At 44.8% G+C, this 20,739-nt stretch carries 6 protein-coding genes and 1 tRNA gene; 3 read left to right on the top strand and 4 right to left on the bottom strand.

Annotation, left to right across the window (positions count from 1 at the left end):
* Positions 1–2 precede the first annotated feature (2 nt).
* Positions 3–455 carry a MarR family winged helix-turn-helix transcriptional regulator gene (locus tag AC27IJ_RS21795; RefSeq protein WP_312440797.1) on the top strand — a complete coding sequence of 151 codons (453 nt, stop codon included), beginning with the start codon at positions 3–5 and terminating at the stop codon, positions 453–455.
* A 177-nt stretch (positions 456–632) separates the two neighbouring features.
* Here AC27IJ_RS21795 and AC27IJ_RS21790 read toward each other — a convergent pair.
* The 4 genes from AC27IJ_RS21790 to AC27IJ_RS21775 form a co-directional block, all read right to left on the bottom strand.
* Positions 633–709 (bottom strand) — tRNA-Arg (locus AC27IJ_RS21790).
* Positions 710–778: 69 nt separating this feature from the next.
* Positions 779–1,666 carry a DUF3881 family protein gene (locus tag AC27IJ_RS21785; protein WP_487150783.1) on the bottom strand — a complete coding sequence of 296 codons (888 nt, stop codon included), beginning with the start codon at positions 1,664–1,666 and terminating at the stop codon, positions 779–781.
* A 261-nt stretch (positions 1,667–1,927) separates the two neighbouring features.
* Positions 1,928–3,262 (bottom strand): NADP-specific glutamate dehydrogenase, encoded by a 1,335-nt coding sequence (gene gdhA, locus AC27IJ_RS21780; protein WP_312502508.1) that lies wholly within the window; start codon positions 3,260–3,262, stop codon positions 1,928–1,930.
* Positions 3,263–3,438: 176 nt separating this feature from the next.
* On the bottom strand, positions 3,439–18,771 hold the full coding sequence (locus AC27IJ_RS21775; protein ID WP_487150781.1) for a doubled motif LPXTG anchor domain-containing protein: 15,333 nt from the start codon (positions 18,769–18,771) through the stop codon (positions 3,439–3,441).
* A 244-nt stretch (positions 18,772–19,015) separates the two neighbouring features.
* Here AC27IJ_RS21775 and AC27IJ_RS21770 point away from each other — a divergent pair, with 244 nt between their 5' ends.
* Complete coding sequence (locus AC27IJ_RS21770) at positions 19,016–19,603, top strand: biotin transporter BioY (RefSeq protein ID WP_312440793.1); 588 nt, start codon at positions 19,016–19,018, stop codon at positions 19,601–19,603.
* 234 nt (positions 19,604–19,837) lie between these two features.
* A complete protein-coding gene (nudC, locus tag AC27IJ_RS21765) occupies positions 19,838–20,680 on the top strand; it encodes an NAD(+) diphosphatase (protein ID WP_312502513.1) in 843 nt (280 codons plus the stop codon).
* The last annotated feature ends 59 nt before the right edge of the window (positions 20,681–20,739 follow it).

Genomic DNA, 20,739 nt, shown 5'->3' with positions numbered 1-20,739 from the left:
TTATGGGAACGTTAGAAACAGAGGTTATCAATACATTTATTACTCTTACTGAAAACATTTCTAACAGCAGGACAAATGTTTTAGATTTTGGTAGTGAGGATATGACTTTTTACCGCGGCGAAATACACATTATCAAAATGATCGGTGATCACCCCGGTATATTTAGTTCCGATATCGCACGCCGCTTTGGAATCACTCGTGCTGTTGTGCATAAGACATTGCTCAAATTGGAAGATAGAGGATTTGTTAACAGAGAACCGTACAATGATGATAAAAAGAGGCAAAAACTATTTCTGTCTGAAAAGGGCCAGTTGGCTTATCGTTATCACGAAGAGTATCATAATAAATATGACAAGGTATTGTTTGATTATGTAGCCGAATTACCAAATAGCCAATTAGAAGCGATTAAAGGTTTTCTGGAACACGCCAATAACCTTATTAAAAACCATGCATAAAAACTTGAGAACAAAATGAAAAAAGCACTTATTTCTTTATTGTTAACAGTAATAATGTTATTCTCATTAGTCGGTTGTGCTGATAAGGTACAATCAGCCAATTTGTTTTGGAGATTCACGGCGAAAAATAAAGAAAGCCGAAAACCTAGTAAAATTAAGGTTTTCGGCGTATTTGACTGGTGTTCCCGAGCGGATTTGAACCGCTGGCCTTCCGCTTAGGAGGCGGACGCTCTATCCTGCTGAGCTACGGAAACAGTTATGAAATTTACAATCCGTTTACTATTATATTCACAATCCCACGTTTCGTCAAGTCAATTTTATACTTATTCCACCGGCTCAGAAAAATTCACGATTCCCTGCATCCATATTTGTCCCTTAAACCTGCGCCCGATTTCCGGGGTTCCAACCAGATCTTTTTTGGCAATCCCTACATGGAAAACAAGGTCACTGCACTCCAAAGTAAAATCATAAACCTCTTCTTTGGTAATCTGGTTTTTCTTCTCATCTATCTTTATGATCTCTCCGATAATGGAGTACTGGTCACATTCCACACCACAGGGCATAAAACAGGAATCAATGATGGAATACAGATCCTCTTTCATAACCCTTCTGGAAGCCTGGGAATATAAATCAATATCTTCAATGGTCAGGGTTTCCATAGCGTCTTCATCACCGTTCTTTGCCGCCTCTAAAAGCGTATTACGGTCTTTTGCCGCCACTCTGGCCTCTTCTTTCTGAATCTCTGTTTTCTGAATGGGAAGAAGGACTTTTCCGCTTACCGCAAGGCCGGAAAGACAGACATCCTTGGTATCCATCGGATGATGATCAATGATCCGTTCCCTGCACTCAAAGGAATTGTCTATATAGAATATGAGGGAAATCCCTACCTTATATTCATCCAAAAGGCCGGCGTAAGTTTCACGCTCCGTGTGGCGCTGTACGGAACAGGCTACTTCTGATGTCATATCAAGACTTTTCAAATATGGATAATAATAGCTTCTTAGAAATTTTCCTTCCCGGTCCATTTCTCCAAAGACAGCAATCCCCATACCTGGAGCCACTTCCCTGCGAAGCTCACAGAGATTGGATTCCTCATCAATCTGAATCCGTTTCAGACCGGTCAAATCTTCACAGAGCGTATCCAATAAATTTTCTATTTCCCTGTCTTTTTGATAAAGGCTGAAACCAATGGTTCTTAAGAATTTATGCATAGGATCATCACCTGCTTTCTAATAAAATTAAGGAAGTTCGATTCGCTTTGGCTCATCAAACGGCTAATTTACGAAACTCAGGCTGTGCTATGCTTGCCTTCATTAAATAAATTATGCCAAGAAAACAATAAGGCGAAGATTACTCCGCCTCAAGCCTTATCGTTTATTATATACCATAAATCATGATAATGCCAGCATAATTTTCTTATTTTAAAAATTGGGGCCAGTTCCCTTATCAGGAAACAACGGCCCCTAATTATCTTATACGACTCCCTGAGCCGTCATAGCTTCAACAACTTTTTCAAATCCGGCGATGTTTGCACCGGCAACATAATTTCCCTTTACGCCGTAACGCTCTGCTGCAGAAGCTGTTTTTGCGTAAATATTAACCATAATGCTGTGAAGCTTTTCATCTACCTCATCAAAGGTCCAGGAAAGCCTCTGGCTGTTCTGGCTCATCTCCAGAGCGGAAGTTGCAACTCCGCCTGCGTTGGCTGCCTTGCCTGGCATGAAGAACATTCCGTTTGCTAAGAAGAAATCCGTTGCTTCTCTGGTAGATGGCATGTTGGCGCCCTCTGCAACCGCAAAGCATCCGTTTGCTTTCAGCATTTTTGCATCATCTAAGTTTAATTCATTCTGTGTTGCGCATGGAAGAGCAATGTCACATGGGATGCTCCAGATGCCTTTTCCTTCGGTATAAACAGCCGTTGGATGTGCATCCACATATTCTTTGATCCGACCGCGGCGTACTTCCTTGATTTCCTTAACCAGATTAAGATCAATGCCGTCCTTGTCATAAATATAACCGTTGGAATCGCTTAAAGCAATAACATTGCCGCCCAGCTGCTGTACCTTCTCCGTGGCATAGATTGCTACGTTTCCGGAACCGGAAATAACCACATTCTTACCGGCCAGCTCCTTGCCGTTATGCTTTAACATCTCATCCAGGATATATACCAGACCATATCCTGTTGCCTGGGTACGTGCAAGAGAACCGCCATAAGTCAGGCCCTTACCTGTAAGAACTCCCTCATATAAGCCGGTCAGCCTCTTATACTGGCCATATAAAAATCCGATTTCTCTTGCTCCCACTCCGATGTCACCGGCAGGAACATCCTGATCTGCCCCGATGTATTTGGACAGTTCGGTCATAAAGCTCTGGCAGAATGCCATAACTTCTCTATCAGATTTTCCTTTTGGATCAAAGTTGGAACCTCCCTTGCCGCCTCCAATAGGAAGGCCAGTCAGGGAATTTTTGAAAACCTGCTCAAATCCCAGGAATTTTAAGATTCCCTGGTTGACGGAAGGATGGAGACGAAGACCTCCTTTGTAAGGTCCGATTGCACTGTTAAACTGGACACGGTATCCTTTATTCACCTGTACCTGCCCATTGTCGTCCACCCACGGTACGCGGAAGGAAATGATTCTCTCCGGTTCAACAAGACGCTCTAAAAGACCCATCTTACGGTATTTTTCTTCATTGGCATCAATGACAAGCTTTAAGGAATCAAGCACTTCATTAACCGCCTGATGAAATTCAGCTTCCCCTGGGTTCTGGTTCACTACTCTGTCATAGACTTCATCCACATATGACATATTTTTTTCCTCCTTAGATTAGTTTAAACATACTTCCCTTATACGAAGAATTACTTAAAAATGGCAAAAAGAGGCCAGAACTTTTTTAAGTTCCGGCCCCTTTGCCTCGTCATAACTTCTAAAAAATTATAACAAGTTCATTTAATAAAGTCAATAAACAGATTTTCTTTATTTTATTAATTTTCTTTTTTCTTTTTGTTAAGTGCCGCATAAAGAGCCAACATAAATCCGGACAGGGCTACCATCATCTTTCCGGCAGCATTTTGCCGGTCACCTGTCTTAGGCAGATTGGCAAGGGGTACATTTCCGTCGTCAACAGTTATGAGATCCACGGATCCTTCGCCTGGTAAGTTCGCAAGAGGCACTGGATCCGGCACGATTGTCACCGAAGCGCCCGGACCTCCTGGATTATCTTTTCCGGAAGGACCTCCCGATGAACCTCCGCCGCCCTTTATTTTTTCATCCTGAATGGTAATCGTAAAGCTGTTGACTCCATCCAATGTCACAGGCGGTATATTGCTGTTGATATGATATCCGGCGGGAGCTTTTGTCTCAAGGAATGTGTAGGTGTCCTTTGGCAGCCTCTTTATTACAAACTGCCCGTCGTTGTCGGTTACAAACCGTCCTGCTGCTGCCCTGTCATCCGTATATCCGGCAAAGGACCCATTATCCAGCTTCACATATCTTCCGTCAGAAGCCTTTAAGATAAACTCGGCACCTGTTAACTTTACGTCCGCGTAGACCGCATTGGTTTTTACCACTGTGATCTTTGACGGCATATTCCCGATCGCTCCATTGGTTTTTTCAAACAGCCCTGGTGTGGTATACCGAATCTCCTTATTGGCGTCATTGATGGTAAATTCTGCTGTCCATGGAGTTGTTCCCAGAAGGTATCCATCCGGTGCTTTTTTCTCAGTCAGGCGGTAGGTGCCGTATGGCAGGTTTGTGATAACCCCTTTTCCGTTCAGCACAAAGGTAATGGTATTTCCCACCACCTGTTCAGCCGTCCAGGAAGCGCCCTCTGACGCCGCCTGATGGCGGTAGCTGTCCCAGGCACCTGGAACCAGGGTAGAAAGGTTCGAAAGCACAAATTCTGCTCCATCAAGCCTCTTTCCGGTGTTTTCACCGTCTACCTTTTCCATTTCCAGATTTCCGGTGCTGATCGTATTGGTCACAGCAATGGTCACAAGAGCGTCATTTGAAACAACCACCGCCTTGCTGTTATCCTTTAAGATGCTTACTTTGCCTTCCTCGTCGATCCTGATATAGAACGGTTCAATGGAATCGTACCGGTCCGTAGAAATTTCCCTGATCCGGTAATCGCCATGCTTAAGTCCCAGGTGAATGATCCCATCTTCTCCAGTAGTAAATAATCCGGTGTCAGAGTCCGCGCCAGTCTTAAACCGGTTCGCTCCAAAAATTGATAAGACTCCATTTTCTTCATACCGTCCCGGTCCTAAAATCTCAAACTTGATTCCGCTTATGGTGTTTCCAAGATTATCCGCTTTCTTAAGCTGGAGCTCAAACTGTGCCCGCTCATTGACTACCGCATTGCCGTTCCCAAGGTCAGCTTCCCTTTGGTCCTCCGTAATGGTAAAATCAAACTCCGCCTTTCCATTAAGGCTCAAATAGCCCTTTGGCGCTTTTTCTTCTTTAAGAGTATACGTTCCGTATGGGATTCCCTTCATGTCAACATGACCGTTTACCGCCGTAAAGCGGATTTTGCCGTCTTCTGTCTCAACTCCGTTGATTCCCATTGCCACCAGCTCATCCTGGCTCTTATTTCTTAAGACTTCTGCAAAATGTTCAAATGCTCCGTCTACCTTCGTTTCCTTCCTGGTCAGGGAGAACCGGGCAGATGCAAGGGCTTCTCCTGTTAAGCTGTCAACCTTATCAAATACCAGAGATCCGGTTCCATAATCGTCAGTAACGAAATCATTTCCGTCTGCCTGGACCGTATAAGCTTCTCTTTCACTGGTTAATGTCACTTCATATACTCTGTCGCTTAATTCATAGCCGGCAGGGGCTTTTTGCTCCTTCACATAATAAGTGCCCAAAGGAAGCATTACCGATTCCCCAATTCCGCCGTTTTCAGTTGTCATGGTGCCTGCAAGTGCTGTTAAGCCACTGTCGGAGTAAATCTCAAATACCGCTCCGCCAAGCCTCATCTCATGGTTGTGGGACGCAGCCTTGTTGATACGTATTTTGGCCTTATTCCTCACATCATATACCATTACGGTCTCCGTATTGCCGGACTGGAGTACGGTAATCTCCTTATCGGCGGATACGCCGTAGTTTGCAGGCGCATTAATTTCCTTTAAAACATAATTTCCTGCCGGGAGACGTTTTACAGTGACTCTTCCATCGCTTCCGGTAGTAAACCCGGAACCTTCCTCCTGGCTTTCCTTTAATCCGGTATAGGAGTTGTTTTCATCCAGGGCAACATACTTTCCATCTGCGGTCATCAGCACAAACACTGCACCTTGCAGTATCTCTTCCGTCATTTGATCCCGTTTTTCAATGTTCAGCTCATGAGGCGTATTGACGATCCCATTGCTTCCTGTAAAGCTCACGCCTTCGGCGCTTTCAATGGTAAAATCCTTGGTCCATTCACTTCCGCTGCTGAATAAATATCCTTCCGGTGCCTTGATCTCCTTTAAGGTGTAGCTGCCGTATGGGATCTCTGTCAGAAGACCGGCCTTTGAATCTCCGGTTCCATCTACCTGGAACTTAATCCACAGCCTTCCGTCTTCGTTCCCTGTAGATACATGGGATACTCCCAGACCTATCACATGATTTTGGTAAGCGGCAAATGCCCCGTCGATCACAGAGGTTCCGCTTAGCTCAAACTGCGCTCCACCGATGGCTTTTCTGGTTTCCCCGTCGATCTTTTCTAAGTTAAGGGAACCGGTTTTAATCACGTTCTTTACAATCAGGTTGATCTGGTTCTGTTCTGAGCTGTTTAAAGTAAGCTCGCCTCGCCCTTCCCCATCTAGCAGAGAAACGGTTCCATCCGCATCAATTCTTACGTAGAATGGCTCCACAGATTCATAGCCCTCTGCATTAAATTCCTCTATTTTGTAATCTCCATATTGCAGATTCCAGGTGATGAGGCCGTCTTCATTGGTCTGTTTTACTTCATATCCCTTTACAGTCGGATCATTTAACTTAAATCTGGCTTTGCTGAACGGAATCCATGAACTGCTTTCATATTTTCCAGGACCGGTTATGGCGAACTGTATTCCGGCTACCTTGTCGTTGCCTGCATTATCCGCCTTCTTAAGGCTTAAGCTGTATTCGGTTCTGGTATTCCTAATAAGGTTGCCCTCAAGGCCAGAAAGCACTGCCTGCTGCCCATTGGTTTCGATCCGGAATTCGATATCAGCCTGCTTCTTTGTGATATCGTATCCATCAGGCACCCGGATTTCTGACAGTGTGTAGGTTCCATATGGGATTCCGGTCAATATTACCTTACCAGATACCACCTCAAATTCTACCATACTGTCTGTTGCCGTTACCTTTGTCACTCCCATAGAGGCCGGATCCGCCTTCATGGCATTTATAAATGCCTTCCAGGCATCCTCTACCACAGCACCCTTTTTCTCAATCCTAAATGCTGCTCCGCCAAGCTCCTTTTCCGTCAATCCGTCCAGCTTTGTAAATTCCAGAGCTCCGGATACATAGCCGTTCTTAACCGTTATAGTGCTTGGTATTGGGGTTCCGGCCGTCTTAAATTCCTTGCTGAGAAGCTCCCATGCCTTCTGACCCTTCACCTGATAGGATTCCATTGGAACCATATCACCGGACTGTGCACCGACAATCTCATATCCCACAGGCGCCCCATCCTCTACAACGATATAATTCCGGTAATAGAGTAGTTCTCCTGCATTCCAGACTGCCTCGCCGCCGGCCAGGGCCGTACTGCCTTGAGCCGCCGGGCTTCCAAGGACTGCTGCATCCTTAATTCCATTTTTCCGTAATGCTTCCATCTCCTCGTTGGTATACGGCCCGTATACGCTGAAATGAGCGCCCGCTACCGGATTTCCGGCTTCATTTGTCTTATTAATCGTTACATTCCTATATGGTACAAATCCGATATCCTTTGTCTTATCATAGTCACTTCCTGTAGACCATAAGAAGAAGTCTTCTGATGCATAAGAGCCTTTCGCATCCTTAAAGTTGCTGTCACGGCTCTCTTCGTAATTGCTTCCTTCTTCTGCCAGGGTACCAGGCAGCCTTGATCTTCCGGCCTCAGGATTTTCCCCGGTGGAAAGCATGGTCGGTCTCGCTAGCTTAAGCACCAGATCTTCATATCCCTCCGGCATGGTTTCTGTTGACACATAAATCCTGTAATGGGCTGGATCCTCACCCTTTAGCTTCGATAAGATCAGAGACTGATTGCTGTACCAGCTGTTTTCCTGATCCTTGGTGAATTCCGACCCAGTGATTCCAAAGGGCCTTGCAGGCGTCAATTCGTCAAACAGGAATCTGGCATCACCAAAACCTACCGATCCTGTCACCTCATCGTCACCGCTCTTGCTGTATTTCAGAAGACTGACCTTAAAATACTCTGACTGAAGCACCGGAAGCAGATCCGTAAGGAGATGATCCTTTTCAATGCTCTCATCCTGTATTCCGTTGTTGTTGTCATCAATCCATATCCGCCCTGATACCTTCACATTTCCCGGAACCAGAACCACCTGAACCGCATTGCTGGTCTGTGCTTGGGAGAACTTAATATCAGAAGTATCTGATAAGCTCTTCTTATAGCTGTAGGAGGTAGCAAAGTCATTGACCGCATATCCGTAAGCTGCTTCATCCAGCTCCGTCATTGTGGTATAAGGAACAACCGTCTTATAGGTCACCACCAGGTTTTCCCCTGGGGCTAAATAGAACCCGGGATCAGTGATCTTAATGCGGATAGCCGTTGGATCATCTAAGTCTCCAGACCAGAATCCGTCATTGTTGTCGTTTAACATGGATTCTTTTCCTTGCTGCGCCGTTCCTTTATTGTCAAATGCCCGTTCAGAATAAGTCACCTCACTGCTGAAGTCTTTGACCTTTCTTCCTTCCTTATTATCAGTCCTGTTCTCAATGGCAATGGATATAATTCCATCATATTTCAGCCGGTAATCACTAAGCCGTTCAAAATTGCCGGTACTGTAATCACCCTTGACCGGAAGAATATCCATAAACTGCAGCTGGGTTATATAATCAGTTGCTGAAGCATTGTTAGCCGTAAGCCGGTATAATACGGTACCGTCATAATCGGTGGGTTCCGTATTTTCCGCAATCTTTGCCACCTTACCTACCGTTGTACCTGATACGAATCTTGTGTCTAAATTTCCTTTGACCTCTTTATGAAGGACCAACCCGGTACCGGTGCTCATGGTGTTCTCCGCAGAATCAGAAGCGTAACCATAGCCGTGGTACTTTTCATCCGGCAGCTGCACATCCTTTGGTAAGTCAGCGCTGGGCCATTTGCTGCCTGAATCCGTTTTGATCATAAAGGAAGCACCTGTCTGGTTTAACGAAAATGCAGGCTGAAGAACATCACTTGTAACATAAAGTTCATTGAGAATATTCTTACCGTAATTGATAACGCTTCCCGCAATCTGCGCTTTCACTTCAACCGTAACGGACTCACCCTTATCCAGATCTCCGCTTAGCTGGATGAATAAGGTCTCCCGCCCTGTCACTGGATCAACCTTTTTAATGGTTTTTTCAATGGCAACACCCTGTGGGGCATCCTTTAAGCTGACAGCCTTTAACAGGCGGTTTTCACCGGCTGACTCCCCTGATACAGTAACTCCAAGAGGCACATAATCAATGAGAATGGGCTTTTGCATTGGAACAATGTCAGGATCATTGCTTGTGGTATCATTCTTTACAAAAAGCGTATAAGTTAAGATATCACTTGGCTGTATACCTTTAATAGGATCAACGCTCTTTTTCACCGAAATAGTCGGTGCCTGGCTCTGAACGACCTGAATATCGCATTCCTTTTCTGCCTGGCTCTTTTCCTGGCCCTGAACCAGCATTCCGTTGGTATCCCATTTTCTGAATTCCATAGCCACATCGGCCACGTTGCGGATATATTTGATTTCTTTCTTAAAGGTTCCGCCTGACAACTTCGGATCCTGGCGGTTCAGCTTTACTGTAACCTCTATGCTTCCGGGTACAAAATCATTTCCAAGGACATATTGGTTTTCCGTAGAGCCTTTTAATGTGTCATCCCGGTAGCTGATTTTGAAGGATTTCACCTTTTTCCCGCTTACCGGTTTAACCAGGCCAATCTCTCCGTCGCCGGATACCGCAACGCTCTGCACCTCTCCCACCTGGTTTCCGTTAAAATCATAGAAGGTCACATCAGCCATGATGGTTCCGGTCTTTGCACCCTTAATGCGGTTCTGTTCCGTGGCTTTTCCCGGCTTAACCCCGGTGATCGTATATTTTTCGTAGGTGTAATCAGCCTCTGAAAGCACTGTCTTTCCTGCATCCAGCATCTTTAAGCCCGTATCCGTTACTACAAACCGGTCCAATGGTATGCTGTTGACCACATGAGGCGTTAAGGTATAGGTCACTGTCTGGCCGTCATTCCACCATAAATCCTTTAATGAGGTTGTTAGAGATGTCTTATCCAGTGACACATCTGTCTTCTGCTTTACGTTAGTAAACTCACAAGGCTCCGGAACTGCACCCTTCTTAACTTCCACTTCTTTCCTGTAAATGGTTCTGACATCATCCTTATTAATGACATAGCCCTGGCTGTTCTGGTTCACTGCCATCTCTTCGATGACATAGGTTCCCGGTAACAACGGCACCGTAATTCCGGTTTCCCCGTATGGCACTGCAACAAGATCTCCAACTTCTTTACCCGATTCTTTTTCCGTGATCTTCATGGAAACGGTAATGGAGCTGCCAGGATTATCCTGTTTATTTACATCGTTTTTAATGAGTTTTAAAGGCAGCGCTTCCTGGTTATGGGCCTTAAAGTCATATACTCCCGGAGTAACAGTATTGTCTCCTGTCAGAACATAAAGATCCAGACCGGTTTTGGTTTCTCCGTTCTTTACCACATCCGCTGTTGTAGGAAGGATGGTTCCCGCCTCTCCCTCAAAGGAAGCCATGCGGAATGTTTCAAAGCTATTTTCCTTTTTCGTCACCTCATAAACTCCGTAGGAGTCACCTGCCGTCAGCTCAAGTCCCCGGAAAGAAAGCTTTCCTAGGGAATCAGTGGTTCCTTCCTCAACATAATTCCAGGCACCACCGGACTTTCTGTAAAGCTCAAAGCTGATTCCCGATTTAAGGGATTCTGAACTTCCATTTCCGCTGTATTTGGTGATCTGCAAATCAATACCGCCCTGATTTAGCACGGTAATTTCTGTTGTTTTTCCTGTTTCTGCTGCCAGACCTTCCGCCGGTATGGCTGTTGTGATTGCAATATAGCCTGCAGGAGCATTCACTTCTTTTATATAGTAGGTTCCAGGGCTGTAAAGTTTGGTGGAAAATACGATTTCATATACTCCGCTCTGCCCTATCTCTGCGAAATCTCCTACTGCTTTTGTCAGCTCCGGGTCGGAATACAGCTTAAAGGCTGCTCCCGTTAATTTCTTTAAAGGATTCGTCCCATCTACCTTGGTCAGGCGTATCCTTGCTTTGGCATATTGATTGTTCACCGTAATGGATACCGGATTTTGGGAAGTGAAATCAGACTCTCCGCCTACCTTAATATATCCGTCTGCCTGAAGGGTACCGCTATCTTCCACACTTAAGGCTGAAAGCATCCAGTCAGAGTTTTCCTGCTCCTTTAGATAATAGGCGCCGCCTTCCGGCTTCTGAGGAAGTAATGCGGTTCCCTTTGCCGTGTAATAACCATCCTGAGCTTCAAAGCTCTGGATCTTTACCTGCACCGGCTTGTTGCTTTCGTCTAATACCTGCTTATAGGCATTATTGGAATAGGTGTAAATATCAAATACGATCTCAGCCGGAAGCTTATTAACAATGTTCTCATCATTCATGAATCCGTCGCCAAAGAAAAGCTTCTTTGTTACGGTCAATTCTGCTTTCTTCCTGTTTTCAAAGGTCACAGGAACAATACCCTCATATCCGCCGGCCATATCTCCCACCACAGCCACAATCATCGGCTGGGCGTCAATGGTATAGCCTGCCGGGGCTTTCTGTTCAGTGATCCGGTACCAGCCAGGCTCACAGCCCTTCCGTGTATAGGAACCGTCCTTGTTATCAGTCAGAGTTCCTGAAATTTCATGAAAGCCCTGATCTGGTTTACTATATCCTTCATCGGTTACATTCTGCAGAACTCCTCCGATTAAATCTGAGCCGGTACGGAACTTCAAGTATTCCACTTTAAAGGAAGCACCTGCCATACCAGTACCGCTTTCCTTTGTTTCTGCATCTGTCTTATGAATGATAAGATCAGAAAGACGCGGGTTCTTAACCACAGCCGCCGCCAGCTTTCCTGTCACGCTGTCTCCTACAGGAATCAGGGATACCTTTTCTCCGGAAGCTTTTGCTTCGTACCCCACATTCACTGTTGCTGTTTCAAAATATCCGCTGGTTACGGCTTGTGCCGCTCCGCTTCCTAAGGCTTCCGCCTTAATGGTGTAAACGCCGCTGTCCAGATTCTTAAAGCTGGCAGCATATTTTCCATTCTCCAGTTTTACGGTAGCCGCCTTGATCTCGCTGCTGCCTGATTTTTGAATGGTAAAGGTGATCCCGTCAAGGCCAATGGAAGGATCTCCGGCCCAGGTGGTCTTTTCAATTGTCAGATCCGGCTTCTCCGGGTTATAAACATTCACAGCGGAAGGAGTGCTTCCTACTGTAAAGTATCTCCAAAGATTGCCCTGGCCGGTATACATGGTAATATATTTACTGCTCTGGGTCGTTGTCAGGGTTTCCTTTAACCGGTACCGCCCTGCTTTTAAGCCCTTGGGTATCTTTATCTGACCGTTGCTTTCTGTGGTATAAGTTCCTATACTTACATAACTATAACTGCCGTTTGCCCACTGGTACTGAAAGATTTCAAACTTTACGCCGCTTAAAGGGGTTTTTCCAATGTTTAAAGCAGCCAGCTCCTCATCGGTCTTGCCAAAGGTACTGGAATCCGGTACATATCCGTATTTTGCAAGAGTTACCGGATATTGTTCCAATACCGTGTTCATCAGACGGTATTCCTCAGATTTACCCTGTTTCCAGAAATACTGGGAATCAATGGCATCCTGATTTTTGGGAATTGTCACTTCCAGGTAGTGAAGGGTCGGATCCATCTGGATCTTGGAAGGCGCATATACCTCTTCCAGTCCAAAGAGTGCTTTTACTTTATCATTCTCAAGCTTAAGGATCCTTTCAATACTTTCTTTATCAAATCCCTTGCTTTCAAGCTCTGCCTCAAGCTTACCCAAGTTGATCATCTTGGAAAGGGCATAGCCTGTTTTGTTCTCACTGTCAGATTCCAATCCGCTTTCAACCACCTCAACAGGAAGCAGTTTTTCTTTACTATCCGGATCCAACAGCCATATCTGGAATTTAGCTCCGCCTAAAAGGGTTGGTTCTGCATTCGGCTTCGAAACATCCTTCAGCCATTTGTTTAATGCAATCTGGAAATAATATGCATCAAGACCTCCCGGGCCCTCCCCATGCTGATTTTTCACTACAGCGATTTGTTCATTGCGTCCGTTTTCATAAAGATGAAGAATTTCATTATATCCTGAGTAACCGGAATCCTTTGGCGCGAATACTGCTGTGATCTGACGTCCGCCAGGCAGCTGATATCCCGGCGCAGCCTCTTCTTCTACCAGCCAGTATACCTTACCGGTTTCCAAAATGGCGGTATCAAATTCTCCGTCCTCCCTGATTCCTGTCTTCGGATTAATCCGGGTGCCGCTTTCATAGCTGTCTATCTTCTCAAACCGGTTTTCATCCGCCAAATCCGCTAAATCGATACCCGAAAGGTTTTTCTCATCACCTTTCATCTTATAAAGGGTAAATTTCGCTCCGTTGACGTGTTCCTCTGGATGGGTGGTTCCATCGATTGCCTTTCCATCACAGGTTTTTAATATATTAAACTGAACCCATGGCTTATAGTTATAAAGTGAATCGGTATTCTGGATTAAAGAGTCCGCTGTTTTTGCAAGATCTTTCCCCGTATATTTCACTGCATTGTATTTGCCGGCTTCCAGTTCTGAGACAGGAAGGGTCTTTGGAGGTTCGGCATTTCCTTCTGCCAAAGGTGTCTTATCCTTCATATTCAGTTCAAAATCAAAGCCGGTCTCTTCCTTGGTGGGTACCCGGACCTCAACCACATAGTAGGTATCATTCCGGTTAATATCATAGAAGGTAGCAATACCGTCATAGGCATTGGTGGTTTCTGTTTTTACATAATCCGCTGTGACGCCGTCTGCATTTACCTTATAGAGGGCCAGCTTCACGTTTCCAAGAACATGATCCACCGGATAGAACTGGTAATTCCATTCATCCCTCCAATACTTCTGGGTGCGGATGGTCAGCTTGGGTTCGTTCTTAATAACAAGCGCGCTTCCGTTTGTGTCCCCATTGACCGTAGTGATTACCTTGCCTTCTTTTAAGGTAGTCGTTAAGATTTCATAGGATGGCAGGTATCCGGCTGGCGGTGTTATTTCAGCAATAACATAAGCAATCTTATTTCCATTGACGTCAAAGATCTTAAGGTTTGTGCTGTCAAAGGCTGCCAGACCGCTTCCGCTGGTAGTTATCGTTTGAATCGGATTCTTAATGCTATTTGCCCAATCATCTACATTAAAGTTATCCGCTCTGAAAATACCAAAAACGGCTCCGTTTACAGTGGTATCCCTTAAAGCATCCTTTTTAGTAACGGTTACTTTTCCATTATCCTTATAATTCTCTACGGGCTTATTCTCTCCTGCCAGATAGATATCCAGACTCTTTTCGCTGCTTGTGGATGCTGCGGTTATGGTGACCGGTCCGTAGTAAACATCGGTTCCGGAAACCTCATAACCAGGATTACCCGGATGGGTCCCTTGCGCTTTGCCAGCGTCAGAAAGCAAGTAATAAGGATTGATATTACCGCTTGGAACAACTTCCTTAAAGTAATACATTCCAGGAGCAAGCTGGGTCGGAACACTGGATTTCAGACTGCTTGCTTTTGAAAAGCTGCTGCCATTCTTAACATAGACATCAAACTGTATTTGTGCACTGAGATTTGCTTTTCCGTCTGCATCAAATTGCGTCTTCTTAATGGAAACGGATTTATATGGTTTATTTTCAAAGGTCCGGCGGGTCTCTTCATTGCCCTGGGTAAACCACCGTTCCAAATCTGCTTTTTGAACAGGTCCATTAGGAGTAGTGATCTTAATGTCTTTCCCTTTTTCAAAATTAGCAGGAGGCGTTGTTTCTTCTATGGTGTATTCTGTTCCGGGATCAAGAATCACATATGTTCCCTTATTGGTCACTGAACCGTTGAAAACCACTGTCTTATCAGCATCTCTTGTTATTTTAAATTGTGCTGATATGGAATTGTTTTTATTTGTGATATCAACCTTATAAAGCCAGTAAGGCACCTTTTGAGGAATGTTATAAGCCTTTACGGTAGTATCACTTTCTCTGACTACCTTATAAGGGCCGATAAAAACCCGATCTCCGGAAATTACCATTTTCGCGGAATCATCTGCTTCCAACCTTCCGCTGCTGTTGATTTCAGACCAGTAATAGTCCTTTGTTACATCAAGGCCCTTTACCAGAATTTCTCCGTTACTGTTTGTTGTATAGATCGTATTTGGCAATACTTCGGTGAAGTCATTTCCTTCTTTATAGTAAAGTTTAAACTGAAATCCACTTTTGGAAGCATTCTTATCCAGGCTTCCGCTGTTTATGAACCAGGCTTCCTTTTGAAGCTTTAAGGCGCCCCCTTTATTATTTTTCAAGTCTATCTGAGCGGTCTTTAAAGGTTCCAGGGAAAAAGTCTTATAAATGTAAGTCTTATTTCCTTTTGTTTCCTGTGAAAAACCGGCTTCGGTGCCATTCCCGTCAGAATATCCCTCAGGCACTTCCTCAACTATGCGGTACTTAATCATCTGGCCGCTTCCATCATAAACTGGAAGAGCCGCTGTGAACTGGCTTGAACCATCCAGAGAGTAGGTGGTTTTGGAGCCAATGCTCACTTTTGTCCACGTGCCCTCCACATTCTTTTCAAACCAGAATTTATTGTTAAAGTCCCCTTTGTAAGTTCCAGGTACCTTAATATAACCATCCTTGTCATTTTGCATCCACTTTGTTACATTTACCTTTGCTTCATTTAATGTGTTGACAAGGAGGTTATTCCCGGCTTTTACTGGTGATGTCTTACCGGCCTCTACGGTCACTTCATAATCATGATTGTCAAGGATATAACCGTTGGCGCTTTTTTCTCTTACAATGTAATTGCCAGGCGTAAGAGGCTTAAACAACACATATCCTTTGCTGTCTGATTTTACGGTTTTCACTTCTAAAAGGCTTCCATCTTCATTTTTCTGGTAAAGCGTGAATTCCGCACCTTCCAAAGCATTTAATTCTGTTTCACTAAGGTCTGCACTGTTCCAGGAACGGGCCTTCTTGTTAAACTCAATGGCTCCCTTTCCAATGACTTCGTTAATTACAGTAACCTCTGCCTTTTCTCCTGCCTTTAAAGTGACCTTAATATCATCGCCTTTGGCAACCGCCTTTGTTCCAACCTTTGCGGAGCTGAATTGGGTTCCAACTGGATTTGCTATCTCATTGATCACATAGGTTCCCGGATCTACCTGGATCTCGATGCAGCCATCATCCCCAGTTGCGTAGAATCCGCTTTCCGTTTCATCACTGGATGGATTGACAGCAATATTTTTATTGTTAATTTTTTGACCATGTCCGTCTATAACCGTATAATTTTCATAGGTCGTCTGCTTGTTGTCAGAATCCAGGGAATAGATCTCAAAACCAGCCAGCCCGGGATATTCCTTTTCCATGGTCAATCCATACTTCTGGGTAAGGCCAAGGCCCTCGTCGATTTCCTTCTTTATCTTGATGACTGCCGGCTGGTTGACTTCATGGATCGCAATATCCACATCAGAATCTTCAGTAACCAACTGATCTGCTCCCAGCTTTACATATTCCAGATGAGCCTTATTGTTGATTGTGAATACGGTCTTGTTCTCAACGCGTTCATCATTGTATTTCAGTAAAAATGGTTCATAGGGATAGCGGGCGGTTACCAGATAGGAGCTGTAGGTAGGCGCTAGGTCTGACACGTAAATGTGATCCGCATCATTTTGTCCCTGGGTCTTGAACTCATCAATTGTGATTGATCCATCCCCATTGTTAATCACCCGGACATTGGATCCGTCCCCCCATTTGGCCGTTACGGAAACCGGCTTCATGGCCTCAGGTGCATTTTCCGTGAGGATCCTAAGAGAATCCGTTATTTTATAAGAATTATCCTTAAACCCGGTACGGCCATAAGTCTGGTAAATGGTACCGTTAGGCTGCCTGGATATGTCGCCTGAGCTTCCGTACATACCCATTTCAATCAGGTAGGTAATGTCCACAAATTCAGGATTTCCTGCATCGTCTCTAACCACCGTATAAGAATTATCCGATGGATAGACTCTCTTTTTAATATGCCATTCATCATCGGACACAAGAGTCAGTGTGGTGTCTGCCGGCTGATCCGCATAAGTGATTGTTTCAATCGTTCCGGGATATGTTACATTTTCCTTATCTGTCTTATCAGCCACCTTAACGTCAGCATAGAAAGCAACGCTGTCTTTAGACAGTATAAATTCCTCCCCAACCGCTCTTTTTCCGTTTCCGTCAATATAGGCATTCATGGATATGCTGTCTGATTTGCCCGGACGGATTACATTCTGTTCATCTCCCACACTGATTTCATAAACCTTTCCCTCATCATCAGAAGATACCAGCTTTACTTTTCCGGGTTGCTCTTCTATGACAATGCCGTCAGGAACGGTGAAGAGAATTTTTGCATTCTCATAGGTATCAAAGAGAGAAAGCTTTCCCCCTGCGGCATATTCGTAAAGAGGTGATGCCTGCATGGTATAGGTGATGGTATAGGTATATAAAATTCCTGCCTTTATGGAGCCGGTCTGGCTTTGAGACAGATTTACTTCAACCGTTTCTTTCTTATCCGCAGCGTCTGGCCCATAATAAGTCAGAGCCGTTTCATAAGGACTGAGCTTTCCTTCACTGTTCACCTCTGTATTCAGAAGGGTCATTCCATAGCTGTGAACCACCATGCGAAAGGATGGCTGGCTGAGAAAAGAAAATAAACTTATCTTCTTTTCCTCTCCATTTAAGGTGTCAATATCCGTTCCCATCAGAGAGGCCCGTTCCTCTTCTGACAGGACCTTCTTATCCCCTACAGAAACAAGATTAGCCTCTTCCCCGCCGGTGTAGTCATCATCTGCTTCAGAAGCTGTTGCCAGTGTATTATCTGTGTTAAAAAGCACCGGAACCTCATGCCTTGTTATTGAAATCCCATTTAGTTCAACACTGCTTACAGAAAGAGCGTCCCCGGATTTATCAGAACTGGAATCTTCCCCGTTTTCTTTTCCAATCTCTTCTTTGACTGCGTCTTCTGATTTTTCCTGGGCTTCTCTGGAATGCGCTTCCGTCTGTGCCTCTTCCGTTTCGCCGGTCTGGCTTTGCGCTTCTTCAGCCGGTTCTGAAAGATTCTTATCAGCCTCACTGGTTTCCTTCGCATCCGTTTCCTGAATCTCGGTTTCTATCGCATCCGTCTCCTGGACCTTGGTCTCTTCCTCTGTTACAGCAGCCGTTTCTTTGGTCCCGGAACTTCCTGAACTTCCGGTTTGATTCCCGGTTGAGGAAGGCTTTGCAGCCGTTTCTTCCTGTGAACCTTCCCCGATGACCGCAAATTCTTCCATTTGGGCATCTGTGATCATGAAATCATCGCCAACAATCCGCAGCCGGAATTCACAATCCCGGTCCTTATATCCGTTGACTCCTATGATCTGAATGTTATTAAGGATTGATTCCTGCTTGATCCGTTCGGATTGATCGGCTTCAAAAAAAGGTTCTCCATCCAAGGTATCGGATACCACCACTAAGTACATGGCTTTACCCACCTTCTTCTGGAGCACCAGAGTCTTTCCCTCCAGTTCTTCATACAATTTTCCTATAACCAGATCCTTTTGGTCTCCTTCAAAAGGAACCAGATCTTCCTTTAATTCAGGTCTGCTGTCAAGATCCTTTTTAAGAACCTTCTCAATGGCAGACTGAGTCACTTGGACGTCAATAACCCTCGCCGCCTCTGACGGAGTTGCCTCCGACGGGGATGCTTTCCCTGCATTGGAAGAAGATTTACTTCCGCGCTCTGCAGTTTCTGATGCATATGCGGTGGTTACTGAAAGCTGCGATATATTTCCGGTAACAATCGCAACGGTCAGCAGCCAGGCAATCACCCTTTTTAAGCGATGCACTTCCTTCACTACACCTTTCATACTTTTATCCTCCTTAATTATTACCATCTTAACGTTAAAATCTATTATTAAGAAAAAGCTGTATTTTCTATTTATTCAGTATATCTCCCGATGGTTACAGACTGGTTATTTTTTCCAAACTTTTGAAAATCTTTTTTGTAACCGTTTTCTATTGTTAACCTATAATCAATTATTGGTTGACAATCAGTTTCCCATGTGTTACCATTCCAATAGAATCTTATATTACACAAGGGAGCATGATCTTATGAATACAGCAAAAACCTTTCAAACAAAGACCTCATCCGCTGCCAAACACCGGATTTCAACAAAGGAACTGGTATTGACCGGGATGTTTGCGGCAGTTCTTGCCGTGATTTCCCAGATTTCTATCCCCTTGCCAACCGGTGTTCCCATTACCATCCAGATCTTCGGAGTGGCGCTTATAGGAACCGTGTTGGGATGGAGGCTCGGCTTTTTAGCAACCCTTATTTACATCCTTCTTGGAGCTGTAGGCCTGCCGGTCTTTTCAAACTTTCGCGGAGGACTCCAATCCTTACTGGGGTTAACCGGCGGTTACATATGGGGCTGGCTGATTATGGTAGTCCTCTGCGGCATCAGACCAAAAACGGGCAGTAAGCTTCTTAACACGATCCTTATGTTTCTGCTCCCGGTTCTTGGCACGCTCATAGATGAAACCATAGGAGGCCTCCAATGGGCGGCATTGTCCGGGGATATGTCGGTATTAGGCGTATTTTCCTATTCCATAGTGGCATTTGTTCCCAAGGACATTATCCTTACAGTGATTGCTGTTATCACCGGAACTCCTATCCGAAAAGCCGTTTTACGGCAATGACAAATATAATTGAGGCCGGCGCTAATAAAAGCGCCGGCCTTTCTATCTTTAACTATTTTCTTATGGCTTGACAGGATACATTTTGAAATTTAAAATAGATTAGAATACTTTAATGCAAATAATTAGAAAGGAAGTTCAGTCCGCCATTGGCTCACTGGACGGCTAATTTTCTAAATTCAGGCGTTCTTTGTTTGCCTTCATTAAGTAAATTATGCCAAAGAAGGTTCTTTACAGATGATACAGGATATTTTTCCCCATGTTTTCCATAACGAATTTCAAATAAAAACGCCGGACATGGACAGCTATTTTCTATATTTCCAGGATGGCCGCCTCCTCCTTGACCACAGAAGTTCCAAAAAAATCCCTCAGTTTAAAGATATTAAAAACCTGAGCAAAGAAGCTATGACCTGCTCTGATTATCTTTTCTCCATTGACCAGATGGATTTTTTTCTTGTAGATGAAACTAATGTCACCCTGGCAGAAATAGATTCCCTTTCCTTTTGCGAAACAGGTGTCATAAGGGATCTAAAGCCCATGTGGGTGTCCTTTGCAGCTATTTCTGCCGTACAGCTCCACCGGTTTTACAGTTCTAACCGGTTCTGCGGCTGCTGCGGCTCTCCCATGATGAAAAGTAAAAAAGAAAGATCCATGGTCTGCTCCTCTTGCGGCAATACCGTTTACCCCAAGATTGCTCCGGCTGTCATTGTGGCTATTACTTACAACGGAAAGCTTCTGCTGACCAAGTATGCCGGAAGGGAATACACCCGGTATGCCCTGATCGCAGGCTATACGGAATTCGGTGAAACATTAGAAGAGACGGTGAACCGGGAAGTACTGGAAGAAGTAGGTCTTCGGGTCAAAAACATACGATATTACAAAAACCAGCCATGGGGGTTCAGTGATTCCATTTTAGTCGGATACTGGGCCGAGCTGGATGGTTCTCCACAGGTCCGCCTGGATGAAACAGAGTTATCCACAGCAGACTGGATGGCTCCGGAGGATATCCCCGATGATTTCACCAATTTAAGTCTGACCCATGAGATGATTCTTCTCTTTAAAAATGGAGAGGTGAAATAAAAAAAGAAATGCAAAAGGCCGCCCCGAAATTCGGGTACGGCCTTTTGCCACCTATTTAA

The sequence above is a fragment of the Lacrimispora sp. YZC11 genome (assembly GCF_057543815.1).
The sequence above is the reverse complement of the archived record's forward strand: the minus strand, read 5'-3'. Positions and strand labels throughout refer to the sequence as shown.

What these genes read in the sequence shown, in the direction of transcription:
- AC27IJ_RS21785 (WP_487150783.1), bottom strand. Translation starts at nt 1,666, where the DNA reads ATGCATAAATTCTTAAGAACCATTGGTTTCAGCCTTTATCAAAAAGAC.
- AC27IJ_RS21775 (WP_487150781.1), bottom strand. Translation starts at nt 18,771, where the DNA reads ATGAAAGGTGTAGTGAAGGAAGTGCATCGCTTAAAAAGGGTGATTGCC.
- nudC (WP_312502513.1), top strand. Translation starts at nt 19,838, where the DNA reads ATGATACAGGATATTTTTCCCCATGTTTTCCATAACGAATTTCAAATA.
- AC27IJ_RS21770 (WP_312440793.1), top strand. Translation starts at nt 19,016, where the DNA reads ATGAATACAGCAAAAACCTTTCAAACAAAGACCTCATCCGCTGCCAAA.
- AC27IJ_RS21795 (WP_312440797.1), top strand. Translation starts at nt 3, where the DNA reads ATGGGAACGTTAGAAACAGAGGTTATCAATACATTTATTACTCTTACT.
- gdhA (WP_312502508.1), bottom strand. Translation starts at nt 3,262, where the DNA reads ATGTCATATGTGGATGAAGTCTATGACAGAGTAGTGAACCAGAACCCA.